The organism is Kineococcus sp. R86509, assembly GCF_042466365.1.
Taxonomy (GTDB): Bacteria; Actinomycetota; Actinomycetes; order Actinomycetales; family Kineococcaceae; genus Kineococcus.
In genome coordinates this window covers 3,254,463-3,272,587 of sequence record NZ_JAXHCE010000001.1, presented here as the reverse complement: position 1 = coordinate 3,272,587, position 18,125 = coordinate 3,254,463, and the positions used below count along the sequence as shown (strand labels likewise).

Genomic DNA, 18,125 nt, shown 5'->3' with positions numbered 1-18,125 from the left:
GATGCGAACCGTGCACTCCACACCGTCGAGCAGTCGATGCGGACCGCCGGTGTCGAGGACCGAAGGATGGCGAGGCTGATGGGGATCCCCCGACCGACGCGGATCGTGCGTGCGCTGCCGTTGCTGCGCAAGCACTCCGGGTCTGCTCCCGAGGACAAGGCCGGTCGGGCGGTCCACCGCAACGACTGGGTGCGCTCGGCTCCGGCCACGGCGGTGCGCTCCGGGCTGCAGCGGGTCCTGATGACCCCCGTCCTCCGCTCGCAGGTGACGGTCCACGTGCACAACGCCGAGGTGCTGGACCGCCTCGGTGGCGCGGCCGTGCTGGTCGCCAACCACTCCTCGCACCTGGACGCCCCGGTGCTGCTGGAGGCCCTCGGACCGCGCCGTCGCCGCCGGATCGCGATCGCCGCGGCCGCGGACTACTTCTTCGACGTGTGGTGGCGCGCAGCCCCGTCGGGCCTGGTCATCGGCACCTTCCCGCTGGAACGCCGCGGGACGGCGGGGGCGAGCGCGTCCTCGCAGCTGCTCGCCGACGGCTGGAGCCTGGTGATGTTCCCCGAGGGTGGGCGCAGCTACACCGGTGAGATGCGCCCGTTCAAGAAGGGCGCGGCGTACCTGGCCCTGGAGGCCGGGGTGCCGGTCGTCCCGATCGCCCTGCGCGGGACCTACGACGCGATGCCGCCGAAGCGGAACTGGCCGGTGAAGGGGCGTCCGCCGATCCACGTGACCTTCGGTGAGCCGCTGCACGGACGCGAGGGTGAACGGGCCGGGGACTTCACCCCCCGGATCGAGGAAGCCGTCGCGAAACTGCTCGCGAACAGCTGATCCGAGCGCTCCAGGGCGTGATCTGCGCCACACGCGGACGTCACTCACCAGCCTGATCAGGGGTTTCGTGCACGTTCACGTGACGGTGCGGACACGGCACGGTGTACGCCGGGCCTCGCGCTTGTTACGGTCGGCCCGTCCCTGAGCCCGTTCGGGGACACGTCGCGGAGACGCCGAGTCCTGCCCACCGCGCCGGATGCAGAACCCGTGGGCAGGAGCGGGGGACCCAAGGTTCCTCGGACCACCGCAGTCCGCTGCGGAGTCCTCGGGGTGAAGCCGCGTCCGCGCGGCCGGGTCACACCTTCGACCCGAACCCGACAGCTGACCTCGCAGGCGTTGGAGGCCAACCATGTCTGCGATCCGTCGCGCCCCGTCCCGTCTCGTCCGCCGTGGCCTGCTGGCCACCTTCGCCGCCGGCGCTGCCGGTGCCGCTCTGCTGGGCCCCGTCTCCAGCGCCTCGGCCGCTCCCGTGCAGGAGTGGGACGCGCTCGCCCACTGCGAGTCCAGCGGCAACTGGCACATCAACACCGGCAACGGCTACTACGGCGGGCTGCAGTTCAACCCGCGCACCTGGACCAGCTTCGGCGGTGGGCAGTACGCGGGCCGCGCCGACCAGGCCTCCCGTGAGCAGCAGATCGTCGTCGCCGAGCGCGTGCTCGCGGCCCAGGGCTGGAACGCCTGGCCGTCCTGCTCGCGCCGTCTCGGCCTGCACGGCTCGGCCGACCCCGTCGGCCAGGAGGCCGCGCTGCTCCACCCGGCGCCCGCCCCCGCTCCCGCTCCGGCCCCCGCGCCTGCTCCGGCCCCCGCGCCGGTCGCCGTTGTCGAGGCCGCTCCGGCGCCCGCCGCCCGCACCTACACCGTCGCCCCCGGCGACACCCTCTACCGGATCGCCGTGAACAACGGTGTCGCCGGCGGGTACGTCGCGGTGTGGAACGCCAACCGCGGCCTCATCGGTGACAACCCGGCGCACATCGCCGTCGGCCAGGTCCTCGTCCTCCCCTGACCCCTCCCGTCCGCGATCGTGCAGGGATCCCCGGCACGATCGCGGACGGTGGTCCGACCAGCGTCAGGGACGCTGGTCGAAGACGTGCCGGCGCACCCAGGCGTGCATCGCGACGGCCGCCGCCGCCCCCACGTTGATCGAGCGGGTCGAGCCGAACTGCGCGATGGCCAGCACGTCGACGCAGTGCGCGACCGCCTCGTCGCTCAGTCCCGGACCTTCCTGCCCGAAGAGCATCACGCACTCGCGCGGGAGGTCGTAGGTCTCCAGCGGTACCGATCCCTCGACGTTGTCGATGCCGACGATCGGGAGCCCCCGTTCGGCGGCCCAAGCGACGAGGGCCTCCACGTCGGCGTGGTGGTGCACCGACAGGTACCGGTCGGTGACCATCGCGCCGCGCCGGTTCCACCGCCGGTGGCCCACGACGTGCGCACCGGCCGCGTTCACGGCGTTCGCGGTCCGCACGACGGAACCGATGTTCGCGTCGTGCTGCCAGTTCTCGACCGCCACGTGCAGCGGGTTCCGGCGGGTGTCGAGGTCGGCGACGATCGCGGCGTTGGACCAGTACCGGTACTCGTCACCCACGTTGCGCCGGTCACCCTCGAGCAGCAGCTCGGGGTCGAAGCGCGGGTCGTCGGGCCAGGTCCCCTCCCAGGGCCCCACGCCGACGACCCGCTGCTCCTGGACCTCGTCACTCACCGGACCATCATCGCAAGGCTCAGACGGCCTTCTTCCACGCGGACCGGAAACCCAGCGAGCGGCCGGTCTGCAGCAGGCTGTTCTCGTAGAGACGGCGCGCGACGGTGACGAAGAGCACGGCGGTGGCCGCGATGATCAGCAGCGAGAGCAACGGTTCCCACAGGGCGACGTCCCCCTGGACCACGCGCTTGGGCATGACCATCGGCGAGGACAACGGGATGTAGCTCAACGCGGTCTGCAGCGGGCCGGGTTCGTTGGCGAGGAAGCTGGCGAAGAACGGCAGCATGACGAACATCTGCACCGGGGTCGCCGTCGACTGCAGGTCCTCGAGCCGGCTCGCCATCGCGCCCGCCGCGGCCCACAGGCAGGAGAGCATCGCGAAGCCGAGGACGAAGAAGACGAGGAACCACGCGGCGGCGCTGGGGATGCCCGGGATGCTGTCCAGCAGTTCCGGCTGGGCGATGCGCAGGGCCGCCACCCCGGCGACGACGAGCAGCAGGATCTGACCGAAGGCCAGGATCCCGTTGCCGAGGATCTTGCCGATGAGCAACTGCCGCACCGGGACGGTCGTCACGAGCAGTTCGATGACGCGGGTCTGCTTCTCCTGCACCACGCTCTGCGCGATCGAGTAGCCGAAGAGGACGACGATCTGGAAGAACAGCACTGCGAACGCGAGGCCGAGAAGGTAGACGAGCAACGGGTCCACCGCGTCGGGGTCGAGCAGTCGCGTCGACGGCGGCGGCAACGACAGGACGCGCTGGACCTCGGTCTGGTCCACCCCCAGCGCCTGGAAACCCAGCACGGTCTGAGCGGAACCGATCCGGGTGCGGAGGACGCCGGCCAGGGTGTCCGAGACGTTGCGGTCACCCAGGATGACGGCGCTGGTGTCCCCGACCACCACGGCGGCGTCGACGTCCCCGGCCCGGACGGCGGCCTCGGCGGCCGCGTCGTCGGCGACCTCCTTCAGCTCGATCCGGGTGTCCGGGTCCTCGCCGGGTCGGGCGACCACCAACGGCTGCGCCTGCGCGGTGACCGCGACGTCGTAGTCGTCGCCACCTCCGGAGATCACCCCGGGCAGGACGGAGGCCGCGGCGACGAGGACGAAGAGCAGGACGGTCGAGAAGATGAAACCCTTGTCCCGCAACTTCTCCGTCATCTCGCGCTGGGCGATGATCCACCACTGGGCGTTCACCGGGACACCTCCTGGAACAGGTCGGACAACGAGGGCAGCAGCGGGGCGAAGGAGCGGACCGGGCCGCGGCGGAGGGCCTCGGCGAGAACCCGCTGGTCGAGGTCGGGATCACCGTGGAGTTCGAGGACGGTCCCGTCGGCACGCCGTTCCAGCACCCGGACGCCGGGGACGTCGTCCAGCCAGCCGAGGTCGGCGTCGGCGACGAGCCGGAAGCGGGATCCGGCCCGTTCCCGGCGCAGCTTCTCCGGTTCTCCCGCGGCGACGACCCGACCGGCGTGCAGGATGACGAGTTCGTCGCAGAGCCGGTCGACGAGGTCGAGCTGGTGGCTGGAGAAGAGGACACCCACCCCCGCCGCGACCTTCTCCCGCAGCAGGTCCGCCATCGCGTCGACGGCGATCGGGTCGAGACCGGAGAACGGTTCGTCGAGGACCAGCAGTTCCGGGTCGTGCACCAGGGAGGCCGCCACCTGGACCCGCTGCTGGTTCCCCAGCGAGAGCGACTCCAGCTTGTCGCCGGACCGGTCACCCAGCCCGAGCCGTTCCAGCAGGTCCTGGCCCCGCTTCGCGGCGACCCCGCGGTCCACCCCGTGCAGCCGGGCCAGGAACACCAACTGTTCCAGCAACCTGCCCTTGGGGTAGAGACCGCGTTCCTCCGGCATGTAGCCGAACCGGCGGCGGACGGCGAGGTCGGGGACCTTCCCGCGGAACGTCACCGTCCCGGAGTCCGCGGCCAGCACGCCGAGGGCGATCCGCATCGTGGTGGTCTTCCCGGCACCGTTCGCCCCGACGAAGCCCACCATGCGTCCGTCCGGAACGCTGATGCTGACGCCGTCGAGAGCGAGACGGTCCCCGAAGGTCCTGGTGATCTTGTCGAGGACGAGCATCCCCCGAACCTAGGGGAACCCTGAGAGACCCCGCGTCCGACGATCGTCGCAGTGCGAGCTCCCCCGGGTCGGCGGGACGGGCGAGCCGTCGTCGTCAGGCGCTGGCGAGGATCCGGACCGCCGTCGCCTTGACGACCAGGTGCACGGGGCCGCCGGGGGCCAGGTCGAGTTCCGCCGCCGCCGCGACGGTGATGTCGGCCAGGACGTCGTGACCGGCCGGCGCGTCCGGTCGGGCCCGCACGCGGACGACCTCCCCGCGGGGAACGACGTCGAGCACCGTCGCGGACCACCGGTTGCGCGGACTCCCGCCGGGGTCGCTCGCGTGCACCGACACCACGGAGGGGCTGAAGAGGGCGACGCCGTGCTCCCCCACCGCGCCCGTGACCAGCCCGTGCACCACGGTGCCGTCCGCGGTGGCCAGGCCGTCCGCGGTGATGGTCCCCGGGATCAGCACCAGACCCGCCAGCCGGGCCCCGAACGCGCTCTTCGGCGAGGACAGGACCTGCTGCGCCGGACCGCGTTCGGCGACCCGACCGGCCTCGAGCACGACGACCTGGTCGGCGAGGGCCAGCGCGTCGAGGGGGTCGTGGGTCACCAGGACCGCGCAGCGCCCGGTTCCGCGCAGGACCCGGCGCAGGACCTGCCGGACCTCGGGGGCGGCGGTGACGTCGAGCGCGGCCATCGGTTCGTCCAGCAGCAACAGCCTCGGCTCGGCGGCGAGCGCCCGCGCGATCGCGACTCGCTGGGCCTGACCGCCGGACAGTTCGTGGGGGCGACGGCCCGCGAAGGGGGTCATCCCGACGTCCCCGAGCAGCTGCTGGGCCCGTTCGCGGGCGCGGGTGCGGGAGACACCGGCACTGCGCGGGCCGAAGGCCACGTTCGCCTCGACGCTGAGGTGCGGGAAGAGCATCGCGTCCTGGGCGAGCAGGCCGACCCCGCGGCGGTGCGGGGGGACGAAGGTCCCACGGTCGTCGACCAGCACCTCGCCGTCGAGGACGACCCGCCCCGCGGTCGGTCGCAGCAACCCCGCGAGCAGTCCCAGCAACGTCGACTTCCCGGCGCCGTTCGGCCCCAGGACGGCGAGGACCTCCCCGGGGGCGACCGACAGTTCCAGGTCGACGTCCCGGGGGGCGAACCGGACGGCGACCTCCAGACCGGCCATCAGAACACCCCCCGCCCCGGCCGTCCGCGAACCGCCACGACGACGACCACCGCGACGACGACGAGCAGCAGCGACAAAGCGGCCGCGGCGTCAGGGTCGGTCTCGCGGACGAGGTAAATCTCCAGCGGCAACGTCCGGGTCACGCCCTGGAGGCTGCCGGCGAACGTCAGGGTCGCGCCGAACTCCCCCAGGGCGCGGGCGAAGGCCAGCACCGCGCCGGACACCAGCCCCGGCACCACCAGCGGCAACGTCACCCGGAACAGCACCCGCCCGGGTCTCGCGCCCAGCGTCGCGGCGACGGCCTCGTAGCGCCGGCCCGCCGTGCGCAGGGCTCCCTCGAGGCTCAGGACCAGGAACGGCAGCGACACGAACGTCTGGGCGATGACCACGGCCACGGTGGTGAAGGCGACGGTGACGCCGAAACCCTCCAGCGTGGACCCGAACAGGCCCCTGCGGCCGAAGGTGTAGACCAGCGCGAGCCCGCCGACGACGGGCGGCAGCACGAGGGGCAGCAGGACGATGGAGCGCAGCACCCGCATCCCGGGGAAGTCGCTGCGGGCCAGCACCAACGCCATCGGGACCCCGAGGACGAGGCAGGCGAGGGTGCTGGCCGAGGCCGTCTTCAGGCTGAGCAGCAGCGCGGCGCGGGAGGAGTCGGAGGTGATGAGCGGCACGAAGCCCGCCCACGGCACCCGCGACAGGATCCCGGCGAGCGGGGCGAGGAACAGCAGCAACCCCACCGCCGCCGGGACGAACACCCACCGCGGCAGCGCACTCCCCTCCACCGCACCGCCGCGCCGGGTCACTTCGTCGGCGCGCCGAACCCGGCGTCCTGCAGGACCTTCTCGCCCGCGGTGCCGGTGACGAACGTGACGAACTCCGACGCGAGGTCGGCGTCCTTCGCGTCCTTCAGGGTGGCGATCGGGTAGGTGTTCACCGCACTGGCGGACTCGGGGAACTCCACCCCGGTGACCTCGTCGCCCGCGGCGGTGACGTCGGTGACGTAGACGAGGCCGGCGTCCGCCTCGCCCGAGGTGACCTTGCCGAGCACGTCGGTCACCGAGGACTCCTCACTGACCGGGCTGAGCGTGACCCCGGAGGACGTCTCGACGGTCTGCGTCGCGGAACCGCAGGGAACCTGCGCGGCGCAGACGACGACCTTCACCCCCGGTTTCGCCAGGTCCGCGAACGTCTTGATCCCGGCGGGGTTGCCTGCGGGAGTGGCGATCTCGAGGACGTTGGTGGCGAAGTCGACCGGGTCGGCCGCGGTCAGCGACTGGTCGGTGACCTTCACCATGTTCTTCTCGTCGGCCGAGGCGAACACGTCCGCCGGGGCACCCTCGGTGATCTGGGTGACGAGGTCGGAGGAACCGGCGAAGCTGAACGTGACGGTGACGCCCGGGTTCGCGGCCTCGAACTCCTTGCCGATCGCGGTGAAGGAGTTCTTCAGCGACGCGGCCGCGAACACGGTGAGGGTCCGGGCCTCCGCTGTCGTCGTGGCGGAACTCGACGTCGCCGCCGGGGTCGCGGTGTCGTCGCTGGAACCGCAGGCGGCGAGCAGAGCACCTGCGGCGACCAGGGCGAGCAGTGGGCGGATCCTCACGAGCGGTTCCCCTCGGGGGTCTCGACGATGACCGTCGTCGCCTTGACCACGGCCGTGGCCCGGCTACCGGGTTCGAGGCCGAGTTCCTCGGCGGCCTCGCGACTCATGAGCGAGACGACCCGGTGCGGACCGCACTGCATCTCGACCTGCGCCATGACCCCGTCGGCGACGACCCGCGTCACGAGTCCGACGAAGTGGTTGCGCGCCGAGCGCGTCACGCCCGTGGTGTCGGTGGCGGCCGAGGCGGCGTGCTGCACCGCGAACGCGGCGAGCACGGCTCCGTCCACGACGGTCCGGCCGTTCTCGTCCTTGCTGCTCGCCAGCGTGCCGGCGTCGCTCCAGCGCCGGGCGGTGTCGTCGGAGACGCCGAGCAGGTCGGCGACGTCACGGATGCGGTAGAGCGGCACGACCCGACTGTAGCCGCAACTACGGCTCGCAGTCCGCACGAAGACCGCAGGTGCGGATCAGTTTCGCGGGGCCCGCAGCAACGCCGTCATCTCCGGCAGGGCGAACACCTGCGCCACCGCGACACCGGACTGGCGGCCCAGCTCCGGGTCGGCCCCGGCGTCCAGCAGCTCCGTCACGATGTCGGTGGCCTGGCGGAAGACCGCCGCCCCGATCGCCGTCTGGCCCTTGTCGTTCACCCGGGAGTGGTCGGCGCCGCGCTCGAGCAGGGCCCGGACCGTCTCGGTGTGCACGTGGTAGGCCGCGAGGATCAGCAGCGTGTCCCCGCCGGAGTTCGTGAGGTTGACCGGGACCCCGGCGTCGACCCGCGCGGTCAGCTCCGCCGTCTCGCCCTCGCGGGCCAGGTCGAAGGTCTCGTGCAGGAAGGCCAGTTCGTCCTCGGTCAGGGCGGTGCGGGGTCCCTCGCTCACCGCCGGATCGTAACGGGGTCTGGCGCCCGCACGGGTCGCGGCCGTACGGTTGCTGAACCGGTTCGGTTCCTCGGACCGGGGACGTGGGCGTCCAGGGACGGTCGCCCCGCGAGCAGCACGCGAGAGGACGAGAACCCCACTCATGGCCGACAAGACACTCGACACGTCGAAGATCTCCGTACAGCTCTACACGGTGCGCGACGCGCTCGCCGCCGACCTCGACGCCACCCTGGCCCGCCTCGCCGGCTTCGGCTTCCGCCAGGTGGAGCCGTTCGGCCTCACCGAGAAGGCGGACGAGCTCGCCCCGGCACTGGCGAAGGCCGGGCTGACCGCACCGAGCACCCACGCCAAGGTCGTGGGCGGTGACATCGAGGCCGTGCTGGTCGCCGCCGCGAAGACGGGGACGACGCTCGTCGTCGAACCCCACGTCGACCCCGCGCGCTGGACCACCGCCGAGGACGTCGCCGCGGTCGCCGCCGAGCTCAACGCCGCCGCGCTCCGCGCCGCCGACGCCGGGGTGACCATCGGCTACCACAACCACCAGTTCGAGCTCGAGACGAAGATCGGCGGCCGCCCCGCCCTCGAGGTCTTCGCCGACCACCTCGCCGACGGGGTCGCCCTCGAGGTCGACACCTACTGGGTCGTCGTCGGCGGCGTCGAGGTCCCCGACCTGCTCGGCCGCCTCGGCGAGCGCGTGCGCGCGGTCCACCTCAAGGACGGTGACGGCAGCCGGGACACGAAGAAGCAGGTCGCCTTCGGGTCCGGCGACCTCGACGTCGCCGCGATCCTCGCGGCCTCGGCGGGGGTCGACCTCGGGGTCGTCGAGCTCGACGACACCACCGGCGATGTCTTCGACGCCGTGCAGGGCAGCTACGACTACCTGACGAAGGCCCTGTCGTGAGCGAGACCCGCACAGGACCGGTCGGGATCGGCATCGTCGGCGCCGGCGTCATCAGCGGCACCTACCTGGAGAACCTCACGGCGTTCCCCGACGTGCGGGTCCACGCCATCGGCGACCTCTTCCCCGAGGCCGCCGCGGCCCGGGCCGCGGAGCACGGTGTCCCGGTCCACGGCGGCATCGACGCCGTGCTGGGCAACCCGGACGTCGAGATCGTCGTGAACCTGACGATCCCCGCGGCCCACGTCGAGGTGTCGCTCGCGGCGATCTCGGCCGGCAAGCACGTCTGGTCGGAGAAGCCCGTCGCCCTCGACCGCGAGGGCGGTCAGCGCCTGATCGACGCGGCGGAGGCGGCCGGTGTCCGGTTGGGCTGCGCGCCGGACACGTTCCTGGGCGCGGGGCTGCAGACCTCGCTCAAGGCGCTGGCCCGGGGCGACATCGGGACCCCGCTGACGGCGCTGACCCTGATGCAGTCCCCCGGTCCGGAGTCCTGGCACCCGAACCCGGCGTTCCTCTTCCAGACCGGGGCCGGTCCGCTGTTCGACATCGGGCCCTACTACCTCACGACGCTGGTCCAGGCGTTCGGCCCGGTCGCCTCGGTCGCGGCCATCGCCTCGACGGCGCGGTCCCAGCGCGTCATCGGCTCGGGGCCCAAGGCGGGCGAGACCTTCGACGTGACCGTGCCGACCCACGTCAGCGCCATCGCGCAGTTCCGCAGCGGCCAGAGCTCGCAGAGCATCTTCAGCTTCGACTCCCCCCTCCCCCGGGCGGGGTTCGTGGAGATCACCGGCACCGACGCGACCCTGGCCCTGCCGGACCCGAACACCTTCGACGGCGACGTCCAGATCCGCCGCCGCGGCAGTGAGGAGTGGGAGGTCCTGGCCTCCACGACGGCACTGTCCACCCGCGGTACCGGGGTCCTCGAGATGGCCCGCGCCATCCGGGCGGGACGTCCGCACCGCGTCCAGGGCGCCCTGGCCCACCACGTGGTCGACGTCATGGAGTCGATCGCCGAGTCCGCGCAGAGCGGCGCGTTCGTGCCCGTGAGCAGCACCGTCGAGGCCGCGGCCCCGCTCCCCGACGACTGGGACCCCACGGCCGCCACGGTCTGACCGCCTCCGATCCGTGATCCCGCGGGACCACCCGCGGGATCACGGACCGGGCATCGGCCATGGGGCTGATGCCGGCCCGGACGGGTCATCCTCTGGGCTGATCTCCAGCCCGGGACGTCCACGGGGCTCCGAAAGAGACTTACCCTGGGGCACGTGCCCCTGCTCGCCGAGTTCACGACCGCGCTGTCCACCTCGTTGCCGGCGGCGGCACCCGCTCTGCTGCCCGACTGGGCCAGCCCCGAGACGTTCCTGGACACCCTCGGCCCCGCCGCTCTGTGGGTCGCCATGGCCATCGTGTTCGTCGAGTGCGGGCTGTTCATGTTCTTCCTGCCGGGCGACTCCCTGCTGTTCACCGTCGGGTTGTTCACCCACTCCGACGTCCTGCGGGAACCGATCTGGCTCTCCTGCCTGCTGCTGTCCGTCGCGGCGTTCCTCGGCAACGTCGTCGGCTACGAGATCGGACGCAAGGCGGGGCCGGCGTTGTTCGACCGGCCGAACTCGAAACTGCTGACCCCCAAGCGGATCCAGCAGACCAGCGAGTTCTTCGAGCGATTCGGGGCCCGTGCCATCATCCTGGCCCGGTTCGTGCCCGTCGTCCGCACCTTCATCACCCTCGCCGCGGGCGCAGGTGCCATGTCCCGCAGGACGTTCCTGACGTTCTCGGCGATCGGCGCCGTGCTCTGGGCGACCGGCATCACGCTGCTCGGCTACGCGCTGGGCAACATCACGCTGATCCGGAACAACCTCGAACTGGGCCTGCTGCTGCTCGTCGTGCTCTCGCTCATCCCGGTCGGGATCGAGTTCCTGCGCGCCCGGGCCAAGGAGCGCCACCGCACGGCCTCGCTGCCGGCGCAGTCGAACGGCAAGACCCCCGAGAACCAGCGCTGAGCCGCCACCCGGCAGGATGTCCGGGTGGCTCGTCGGCGGTTGTCCCTGTCCCTGCGGTGGGGGGACATGGACGCCTACCGCCACATCAACAACGTCGAGATCATGCGGCTCCTCGAGGAGGCCCGCGTGCGCGCCTTCGGGCTGGAGTCCCCCGACGGTTCGGCGCCGATGCTGGCGACCGGGATGGTCGTGGCGAAGCACACCGTCGAGTACCTGCGACCGCTGGACTACCGCCTCGCCCCGGTCGCCGTCGACCTCTGGGTGGGCCGAACGGGTGGAGCCAGCTTCGAGGTCGACTACGAGCTCCTCGAACCCGACACCGACGCCGTCGGTGAGCTCCGGACCTACGTCCGCGCCTCCACGGTGTGCGTCGCCTACGACTTCGACGAGGGTCGTCCCCGGCGCCTCGACGACGACGAACGCCGCAGGCTGGCCCTGCTGGCCGACGACTGAGGTCGACCTGCCTTCTGGCAGGATCACGAGGTGTCCGACTGGATCGCACAGCTCGCCGACCCTCAGCTCGAGGACCTCGGCGCGGTCGGGCTGTACGTCCTCGTCTTCGGGATCGTGTTCGCCGAGACGGGCACCCTCATCGGGTTCTGGCTGCCCGGCAGCAGCGTCCTCTTCACGGCCGGTCTCATCTCCGCCCGCGACGACTCCCCCGTCTCGCTGACCGTCCTGGTCGTCGGGGTGACGCTGGCGGCCGTCCTGGGCGACACCGTCGGGTACTGGTCCGGACGCCGGCTGGGTCGGCCCTGGCTGCTGCGCCGGGCCCGGAAGGCCGCCCGGCACCTGCCCCGGGCCGAGGCGTTCTACGCGAAGTACGGCTGGTTCGCGGTGGTGGCCTGCCGGTTCATCCCGTGGTTGCGCGCGTTCACGCCGATCATCGCCGGCACGGCCGCGATGCCCTACGCCAAGTTCGCCTCCGCGAACGTCGTGGGCGCCCTGTGCTGGGGCGCGCTGCTGGTGCTCGCCGGTCACGCCGCCGACTCCCACCCCTGGGTGCGGACGACGGCGTACGCGATCGCCGGGACCGCCATCGTCTTCTCCTTCGTCGTGCCTCTCGCGGCCTGGATCCGGCGGCGTCGACGGGCGCGCGCGTGAGGGACCCCCTGCCCGTCCCGGCCCGCGCGGTGCGGACGGAGACGAGCGTGGAGCGGTCCCGGTTCGTCGCGACCCTGGAGCCGGTGCGCGACGTCGACGGTGTCGACGCGGTGCTCGCCCGGGTCCGCAAGGAGTTCCCCGACGCCCGTCACCACTGCACGGCCTCGGTCCTGGGCGAGGACGGCACGCAGCAGCGCTCGCACGACGACGGCGAACCGGCCGGTACGGCGGGTGCCCCGATGCTGGCCGCGCTGAACGGTGCGGGGGTGACCGGCGTGCTCGCCGTGGTCACGCGGTACTTCGGCGGTGTCCTGCTGGGCACGGGGGGGCTGGTCCGCGCCTACGGCTCCGCCGTGTCCGGTGCGCTCGCCGAGGCCGGCGTGCTGCGCCGTCGCTGGGTCGACCTCGTCGAAGTGCGCGCGAGCCTCGCCGACGGCGGCCGCCTGGAGGCCGACCTGCGGCACGGCTTCGACGTCGAGGACGTGGTGTGGGGCGGCGAGAGCTGGTCCGCGACGCTCGCCCTGGCCCCGGAGGGGACGGGAGCGCTCGCCGCCCACCTGGCCGCGGGCGGGTTCGCCACCGAACTCGGGACACCGCGACGGGCCGTGCGCACCGTAGGGAACGCCACCTGATCACCGGGCCGTGAGCCCCGGTCCCCGGGCGGGTGGCTCAGGGTCTCGTGACGGCCGTCAGCCGCACGGCGACGGTCACGTCGACGACGTGGGGCAACCCGGCGAGCCGCTCCTCGAGGGCCGCGGCGTCGACGTGGTGGGCACTGGGCCCCATGAGCACCAGAGCCCGCAGCGCAGCGCGGTCGAACCGGCGGGGCACCCGCAGTTCCGCCTCGGTGAGGTCGACGAACCCCTCGAGGTCGGTGTGCAGCCGTTCGGCCTTGCGCTCCTCGACCCCGACCATGCCGAGCACGTCGCGGACCTCACCGAGGTGCTCCGGCAACGGGGTGACGATCACCCACCGGCCCCCGGGCCGCAGGACCCGGACCACCTCCGGGACCGAGCGGGGGGCGAAGACCGTCGTCACGAGGTCGGCGGAGGCGTCGGCGAAGGGCAGTCCGCGCCAGACGTCCGCCCCGACCGCGGCGGCCCGGGGGTGCGCACGGGCGGCTCGGCGCAGGGCCGCGGCCGAGACCTCGACGACGACCCCGGACCCGCCGGTGCGCTCCAGGACGTGCGCGAGGTAGTACCCGGTCCCGCCGCCGACGTCGACGACGAACCCCGCGACGCCCCGGTCGGCGAGCGCCGCGGCGATCGGTGCGTAGTGCCCGGCGCCGAGGAACTCCTCACGAGCAGCGACCATCGCGGCGGTGTCACCGGTCGCCTTCGACCCGACGGCGAGGTTGACGTAGCCCTGACGGGCGAGGTCGAACCGGTGTCCCGCAGCGCATCCGAGGGTCCGCCCGGTCAGCTCGAAGCGGCCCGCGCAGAGCGGGCAGCGCAGGAGCGGGAGGGCGGCCTCGAAGGCGTTCAGCGCTGCTGCTCGGCGCTCGCGCCCAGCGGGTGCAGGCCGGAGACGGCACCGACCCAGGAGGTGGGGACACCCGCGAGGCGGTGGTCGTAGGCGCGCACGGCCGCGGAGTGGAAGGCGATGTCCCCGGCGAGGCGGTGCTCGGCGTCGGCGAGCGCCCGGACGGTCTGCGGGTCCGGTTCGGCCGCGGCGGCCTCCTGCGCGGCGAGGTGGGTGGCCAGGTCGGCGAGGCGGCTGCGGCGCTGATCGGCGAGCGCGCCGGCCTCGACGGCCAGGTCGCGCATCCGGACCAGGGCCGCGCGGGTCGCGACGACCCACAGGGCGATCACGAGGACGAGCAGGACGACGACGACGAGGACGACGGCCCCGGTGGCGCCCATCAGGCGAGCCCGATGTCGCTGAGGCCGTAGGCGAAGCGGTAGGGCACGCCGGCCGCGGCCTCGACCTTCTCCTGGGCGCCGGTGTTCCTGTCGACGATGACGACGACCCCGACGACCTCGGCCCCCGCTGCGCGCAGCGCCTCGACGGCGGTGAGGACGGACCCCCCGGTGGTGGAGGTGTCCTCGACGGCCACGACCCTGCGCCCGGCGACGTCGGGGCCCTCGATGCGGCGCTGCAGACCGTGGGCCTTCTCGGCCTTGCGGACGACGAAGGCGTCCAGCGGGGCGCCGTCGTGCGCGGCGGCCCACCCGCGGGCGTTGGCGGCGTGGACCATGGCGAAGGCGACCGGGTCGGCGCCCATCGTGAGCCCGCCGACGGCCTGGAAGTCCCAGTCCTGCACCAGGTCCAGCAGCACGGGACCGACGAGGGCGGAGGCTTCGCCGTCCAGGCTGATCCGGCGCAGGTCGACGTAGTAGTCGGCCTCCTTGCCGCTGGAGAGCGTCACCGTCCCGCGGACGACGGCCTTGGCCGCGATGAGTTCCGCGAGGCGGTCGCGTTCGCTGGAGTTCGGTGTGCTCACGGGACCGCAGCTTAGGTGCTGTCCGGCTCCGGTCCGAGCACGTGGGGGCCTCGCCTGTAACGTGCCGCCGCGTGCGCCTCGCCACCTGGAACGTGAACTCCATCCGCGCCCGCCTCGACCGGGTCATCGCCTGGATCGAGCGCAGCGACGTCGACGTCGTCGCTCTGCAGGAGACCAAGTGCAAGGACGAGCAGTTCCCCGAGCAGGCCTTCCGCGACCTCGGCTACGAGGTCGCCCACCACGGCCTGTCGCAGTGGAACGGCGTCGCCCTGGTGTCCCGGGTCGGTCTGGAGGACGTCAGCACGGCCTTCTCCCCCGACGTCCCGCACTTCGGGGACCCGGCGGTCGCGGAGGCGCGGGCCATCGGCGCGCTCTGCGGCGGGGTGCGGGTGTGGAGCCTGTACGTGCCCAACGGCCGCTCCCTGGAGGACCCGCACTACGCCTACAAGCTGCTGTGGCTGGAGCAGCTGCGCGAGGCCGGGAAGGCCTGGCTGGCGCAGGACCCCGGTGCCCCGGTGGCGCTCGTCGGTGACTTCAACGTCGCCCCGACCGACGACGACGTCTGGGACGTCGACGTCTTCGCGGGCGCGACGCACGTGTCGGAGCCGGAGCGGAAGGCGTTCTCCTCGCTGGTGGAGGCGGGGTTCGCCGACGTGGTCCGCCCGTACGCCCCGGGCCCGGGGACGTTCACGTACTGGGACTACACGCAGCTGCGCTTCCCGAAGCGTCAGGGCATGCGGATCGACTTCGTGCTGGGCTCCCCCGCGCTGCAGGCGCGGGTGAGCGGCGCGACGATCGACCGCGAGGAGCGCAAGGGCAAGGGCGCCTCGGATCACGCCCCGGTGATCGTGGAGCTTGCGCCGAACGCGTGAACCCTGCCCGATCGGCTCCTGCGGGGGAGACTCGGGCGCTGCACCTCACTAGGTTCGAACGGTGCGAGCACCTGTCAGCTGCGACGACCTCGAGCAGGTCGAACTGAACGCGGCGAACGACGCCCGGGGCCAACGGGCCGTCGCGGACCTGCTGCAGTCCTGGGCCCGGCGAGCCGTGCCGGGGGACTCGGTGTCCCGCGGTCGGTTGCTGGTCGCGGCCAGCGAGCACGCGGCGTTCGCGGGCGACGCCCGGCGGGCCCTGCGCCTGGCCAACCAGGCCCTGGCGACCGGTGACGTGGTGGCCCCGGACACCCGGTGCTACGTCGTCGCGGCGCTGCTGGTGTGCGGCCACCTGCGGGAGGCGGTCGCGTTGGCCGACGAGGTCCTCGACACCCGCGGCGACGACGTCGACGTCTACCTGCACCTGGGCGAGGAGTTCTCCTGGCACCGCCAGGGCGAGGAGGCCTCCCGCATCTACACGCTGGGGATGTTCCGCTGCGCCGGCGACGACGACGCCACCGAGCAGCTGCTCGGGGCGTGGCGTCGCGGCCGGGCGCCACGGACGGTGGACCTGCGCGACGGCGTCCTGACCGCCGTTCCCGCCCAGGGGTCGGTGGTACCGGCCCAGGCCGTCCGGCTCGAGTAGCCGACCCGCCCGGGCCGGGTCAGACCGACCAGGCCCCGGCGGCCTCCCCGACCGCCACGGCGACGTCGACGACGTTGCCGGGCGGCGGGAGCGGGCAGGCCCACTCGGGGTCGTAGGCGCAGCTGGGCGGGTAGGCGAAGTTCAGGTCGACGACGAGGCTCGTGAGGTCACCCCCGAGGTCGGCGCCCTTGACGGTGTCGAGGACGTAGCGACCGCCGCCGTAGCCGGGGCCGGGGTCCTTCAGCGGGACGAAGAGGCCACCGCCGTACTGGTCCAGCCACCACACGTCCAGTGTCCCGACGTTCTGCAGGGCGACGGTTCCGACGCGTTCGAAGTGCACGGTGCCGTCGGTGCCGGTGACGGCCTCCCGCGTGAGCGGCGGGGCGTCGTCGACGGGCACGACGAAACGCATCGCCGGGTCGTAGGCCGCGACGGGCAGCCCGGTGAAGGTCGCACGGTCCTGGGGCAGCAGCGGGCTCGAGGGGTGGGTGGCGAACAGGTCGTCGCGGCCGGCGACCCACTGCGCGTGCCCGGCGGCGGGGTCCTGCGCGGACCGGACGTCGGTGTAGAGGGCGCCGACGCGGCGGCGCCAGTCGAGGACGTCGAGGCGGTTCACGCAGCCACTCCACCAGAACCGCGCCGTCCGGCAACCGCGGGCCACGGGTCAGGGGTGCACGTGGGAGCCCTTGAGGACCTTGTCGACGGCGTTGCGGGGACCGTGCAGCGCCAGTCCCACGAGGTCGAGGTCGGAGCCGGCCACCGCGGCCACCGCGGCCCGGTTCGCGTCGTCGTGACCGGTGCTGAACATGTCGGCGGTGAACACCGCCAGCGGCAGCGACCGGCCCAGCGCGCGGCCGTGCGCAGCGCGCAGCGCGTCCCGGTCGCCCTCGAACACCAGGACGGGCCGCCCGAGCAACGGGAGGTAGGCCGTGCCGTCGGCGTCGGCGTAGGGCTCCCCCACGAGGTCCGGGTGGGCCGCGGTGATGCCGCTGGCCAGGAACGCGGTGACGTTGAGCCGCTGCCAGGTCGCCAGGTCGTCGCGGACGAGGACGGCGATCTTGGTGTCGAAGCGGACGGGTTCGCTCGGGTCGGTCACGGGGTGATCCTCGGCCCCCGCGCGACGTCCGTCTTGTACGTTCGTGACGTGGGTGAACTGGTCCGCAGTTGGCGCCCGGACGTCCCGGGGATCGCCGAGGTCCTGCACGCCCGCTTCGTCGGGCACGCCTACCCGCTGCACACCCACGACACCTGGACGCTGCTGCTGGTGGACTCCGGCGCCGTCCGCTACGACCTGGACCACCGCACCCACGGGACGGGTTCCCTGGTCACGCTGCTGCCCCCGCACGTACCGCACGACGGTCGGGCGGCGACGAGTACGGGGTTCCGCAAGCGCGTCGTCTACCTCGAGGGTTCCGCGATTCCCGCTGAACTCGCCGGTCGCGCCGCGGACGCACCGGAGGTCCCCGATCCGGGGTTCACGGCGGCGCTGCGGGAACTGCACCCCCTCCTCCTGCACCCCTCCGAGGGTTTCGCGGCGGAGGCCCGGACCGCCGTCCTGGTCGAGGCGCTGACCGCGCACCTGCGCCGCACTCCCCCCGTGACGGCCCGCGACGTCCCCCTGGCCCGCAGGGTGCGGTCGCTGCTCGACGAGCACGTCGTCGACGGGATCACGTTGGCGTCCGTCGCGGGAGGGCTCGGGGTCTCCGCCGCCCACGTGGTCCGCACGTTCACCCGCGAGGTCGGCATGCCGCCGCACGCCTACCTGACCTCGCGTCGGGTCGACCTGGCCCGCGCGTTGCTCCTCACCGGTCACCGTCCCGCCGAGGTCGCCGCCCTCGCCGGGTTCCACGACCAGTCGCACCTGACCCGCCACTTCCGCCGGGTCCTCGGGACGACACCGGGACGGTTCACCCGGAGCTGAG

24 protein-coding genes and 1 riboswitch are annotated in these 18,125 nt (G+C 73.0%); of the genes, 11 read left to right on the top strand and 13 right to left on the bottom strand.

Annotation, left to right across the window (positions count from 1 at the left end):
* Positions 1 to 66: 66 nt before the first annotated feature.
* Both SJY07_RS15980 and SJY07_RS15975 read left to right on the top strand, forming a co-directional pair.
* Entirely contained in the window at positions 67 to 825 is a 759-nt protein-coding gene (locus SJY07_RS15980) for a lysophospholipid acyltransferase family protein (protein ID WP_380160445.1), read from the top strand.
* A 180-nt stretch (positions 826 to 1,005) separates the two neighbouring features.
* Positions 1,006 to 1,176, top strand: a riboswitch (cyclic di-AMP (ydaO/yuaA leader).
* Positions 1,175 to 1,828 (top strand): transglycosylase family protein, encoded by a 654-nt coding sequence (locus tag SJY07_RS15975; RefSeq protein ID WP_380160443.1) that lies wholly within the window; start codon positions 1,175 to 1,177, stop codon positions 1,826 to 1,828. (Overlaps the previous riboswitch by 2 nt.)
* 63 nt (positions 1,829 to 1,891) lie before the next feature.
* On the opposite strand, the gene SJY07_RS15970 is transcribed toward SJY07_RS15975, so the two are convergent.
* The 8 genes from SJY07_RS15970 to SJY07_RS15935 form a co-directional block, all read right to left on the bottom strand.
* Positions 1,892 to 2,524, bottom strand: a complete 633-nt coding sequence (locus SJY07_RS15970; protein ID WP_328293244.1) for a TrmH family RNA methyltransferase — start codon at positions 2,522 to 2,524, stop codon at positions 1,892 to 1,894.
* A 19-nt stretch (positions 2,525 to 2,543) separates the two neighbouring features.
* A complete protein-coding gene (locus tag SJY07_RS15965) occupies positions 2,544 to 3,716 on the bottom strand; it encodes an ABC transporter permease (RefSeq protein ID WP_380160440.1) in 1,173 nt (390 codons plus the stop codon).
* Positions 3,713 to 4,600: an ATP-binding cassette domain-containing protein gene (locus tag SJY07_RS15960; RefSeq protein WP_328293246.1), complete on the bottom strand. Its 888-nt coding sequence runs from the start codon at positions 4,598 to 4,600 to the stop codon at positions 3,713 to 3,715. Before SJY07_RS15960 ends, SJY07_RS15965 begins: the two co-directional genes overlap by 4 nt.
* 94 nt (positions 4,601 to 4,694) lie before the next feature.
* A complete protein-coding gene (locus SJY07_RS15955) occupies positions 4,695 to 5,762 on the bottom strand; it encodes a sulfate/molybdate ABC transporter ATP-binding protein (RefSeq protein WP_380160438.1) in 1,068 nt (355 codons plus the stop codon).
* Entirely contained in the window at positions 5,762 to 6,568 is an 807-nt protein-coding gene (locus SJY07_RS15950) for an ABC transporter permease (protein ID WP_380160436.1), read from the bottom strand. The genes SJY07_RS15955 and SJY07_RS15950 overlap by 1 nt, the downstream gene beginning before the upstream one ends.
* Entirely contained in the window at positions 6,565 to 7,359 is a 795-nt protein-coding gene (gene modA / locus SJY07_RS15945; protein WP_380162355.1) for a molybdate ABC transporter substrate-binding protein, read from the bottom strand. The genes SJY07_RS15950 and modA overlap by 4 nt, the downstream gene beginning before the upstream one ends.
* Before the next feature lie 2 nt (positions 7,360 to 7,361).
* Positions 7,362 to 7,772, bottom strand: a complete 411-nt coding sequence (locus SJY07_RS15940) for a molybdopterin-binding protein (RefSeq protein WP_380160434.1) — start codon at positions 7,770 to 7,772, stop codon at positions 7,362 to 7,364.
* A 57-nt stretch (positions 7,773 to 7,829) separates the two neighbouring features.
* The gene (locus tag SJY07_RS15935) at positions 7,830 to 8,240 is read right to left on the bottom strand and encodes an ankyrin repeat domain-containing protein (protein ID WP_380160432.1); all 411 of its coding nucleotides are present in this window, start codon (positions 8,238 to 8,240) and stop codon (positions 7,830 to 7,832) included.
* Between the two features lie 142 nt (positions 8,241 to 8,382).
* On the opposite strand from SJY07_RS15935, the gene SJY07_RS15930 reads away from it, so the two are divergent.
* The 6 genes from SJY07_RS15930 (at position 8,383) to SJY07_RS15905 (ending at position 12,874) form a co-directional block, all read left to right on the top strand.
* Positions 8,383 to 9,141, top strand: coding sequence for a TIM barrel protein (locus tag SJY07_RS15930; protein ID WP_328293252.1), 759 nt, complete (start codon positions 8,383 to 8,385; stop codon positions 9,139 to 9,141).
* Positions 9,138 to 10,250, top strand: a complete 1,113-nt coding sequence (locus SJY07_RS15925) for a Gfo/Idh/MocA family oxidoreductase (protein ID WP_328293253.1) — start codon at positions 9,138 to 9,140, stop codon at positions 10,248 to 10,250. The genes SJY07_RS15930 and SJY07_RS15925 overlap by 4 nt, the downstream gene beginning before the upstream one ends.
* Positions 10,251 to 10,403: 153 nt before the next feature.
* Entirely contained in the window at positions 10,404 to 11,138 is a 735-nt protein-coding gene (locus SJY07_RS15920; RefSeq protein WP_328293254.1) for a DedA family protein, read from the top strand.
* Positions 11,139 to 11,162: 24 nt separating this feature from the next.
* On the top strand, positions 11,163 to 11,591 hold the full coding sequence (locus SJY07_RS15915; RefSeq protein WP_328293255.1) for an acyl-CoA thioesterase: 429 nt from the start codon (positions 11,163 to 11,165) through the stop codon (positions 11,589 to 11,591).
* A 30-nt stretch (positions 11,592 to 11,621) separates the two neighbouring features.
* A complete protein-coding gene (locus SJY07_RS15910; RefSeq protein ID WP_328293256.1) occupies positions 11,622 to 12,242 on the top strand; it encodes a DedA family protein in 621 nt (206 codons plus the stop codon).
* Positions 12,239 to 12,874 carry an IMPACT family protein gene (locus SJY07_RS15905; protein ID WP_380160428.1) on the top strand — a complete coding sequence of 212 codons (636 nt, stop codon included), beginning with the start codon at positions 12,239 to 12,241 and terminating at the stop codon, positions 12,872 to 12,874. Before SJY07_RS15910 ends, SJY07_RS15905 begins: the two co-directional genes overlap by 4 nt.
* A gap of 37 nt (positions 12,875 to 12,911) precedes the next feature.
* Here the strand turns inward: SJY07_RS15905 and SJY07_RS15900 are convergent, their stop codons facing one another.
* Genes SJY07_RS15900 through pyrE form a run of 3 tightly spaced genes read right to left on the bottom strand, consistent with a single transcriptional unit; the run spans position 12,912 to position 14,685 of the window.
* Complete coding sequence (locus SJY07_RS15900; RefSeq protein WP_380162353.1) at positions 12,912 to 13,697, bottom strand: putative RNA methyltransferase; 786 nt, start codon at positions 13,695 to 13,697, stop codon at positions 12,912 to 12,914.
* Positions 13,698 to 13,723: 26 nt separating this feature from the next.
* Positions 13,724 to 14,104 carry a hypothetical protein gene (locus tag SJY07_RS15895; RefSeq protein ID WP_328293259.1) on the bottom strand — a complete coding sequence of 127 codons (381 nt, stop codon included), beginning with the start codon at positions 14,102 to 14,104 and terminating at the stop codon, positions 13,724 to 13,726.
* Positions 14,104 to 14,685, bottom strand: a complete 582-nt coding sequence (pyrE, locus tag SJY07_RS15890) for an orotate phosphoribosyltransferase (protein ID WP_380160425.1) — start codon at positions 14,683 to 14,685, stop codon at positions 14,104 to 14,106. The genes SJY07_RS15895 and pyrE overlap by 1 nt, the downstream gene beginning before the upstream one ends.
* Positions 14,686 to 14,756: 71 nt before the next feature.
* Between pyrE and SJY07_RS15885 the strand changes: the two genes are divergently transcribed.
* Together SJY07_RS15885 and SJY07_RS15880 are read left to right on the top strand one after the other, a co-directional pair.
* A complete protein-coding gene (locus SJY07_RS15885; protein WP_380160423.1) occupies positions 14,757 to 15,557 on the top strand; it encodes an exodeoxyribonuclease III in 801 nt (266 codons plus the stop codon).
* A gap of 61 nt (positions 15,558 to 15,618) precedes the next feature.
* Positions 15,619 to 16,203, top strand: a complete 585-nt coding sequence (locus SJY07_RS15880; RefSeq protein ID WP_380160421.1) for a hypothetical protein — start codon at positions 15,619 to 15,621, stop codon at positions 16,201 to 16,203.
* 19 nt (positions 16,204 to 16,222) lie between these two features.
* Here SJY07_RS15880 and SJY07_RS15875 read toward each other — a convergent pair whose 3' ends face one another.
* A complete protein-coding gene (locus SJY07_RS15875) occupies positions 16,223 to 16,819 on the bottom strand; it encodes a DUF1684 domain-containing protein (RefSeq protein WP_380160419.1) in 597 nt (198 codons plus the stop codon).
* A 48-nt stretch (positions 16,820 to 16,867) separates the two neighbouring features.
* Entirely contained in the window at positions 16,868 to 17,299 is a 432-nt protein-coding gene (locus SJY07_RS15870; protein WP_380160418.1) for a DUF2000 family protein, read from the bottom strand.
* Between the two features lie 48 nt (positions 17,300 to 17,347).
* Here SJY07_RS15870 and SJY07_RS15865 point away from each other — a divergent pair, with 48 nt between their 5' ends.
* Positions 17,348 to 18,124, top strand: a complete 777-nt coding sequence (locus tag SJY07_RS15865; protein WP_328293265.1) for an AraC family transcriptional regulator — start codon at positions 17,348 to 17,350, stop codon at positions 18,122 to 18,124.
* Position 18,125 lies beyond the last annotated feature (1 nt).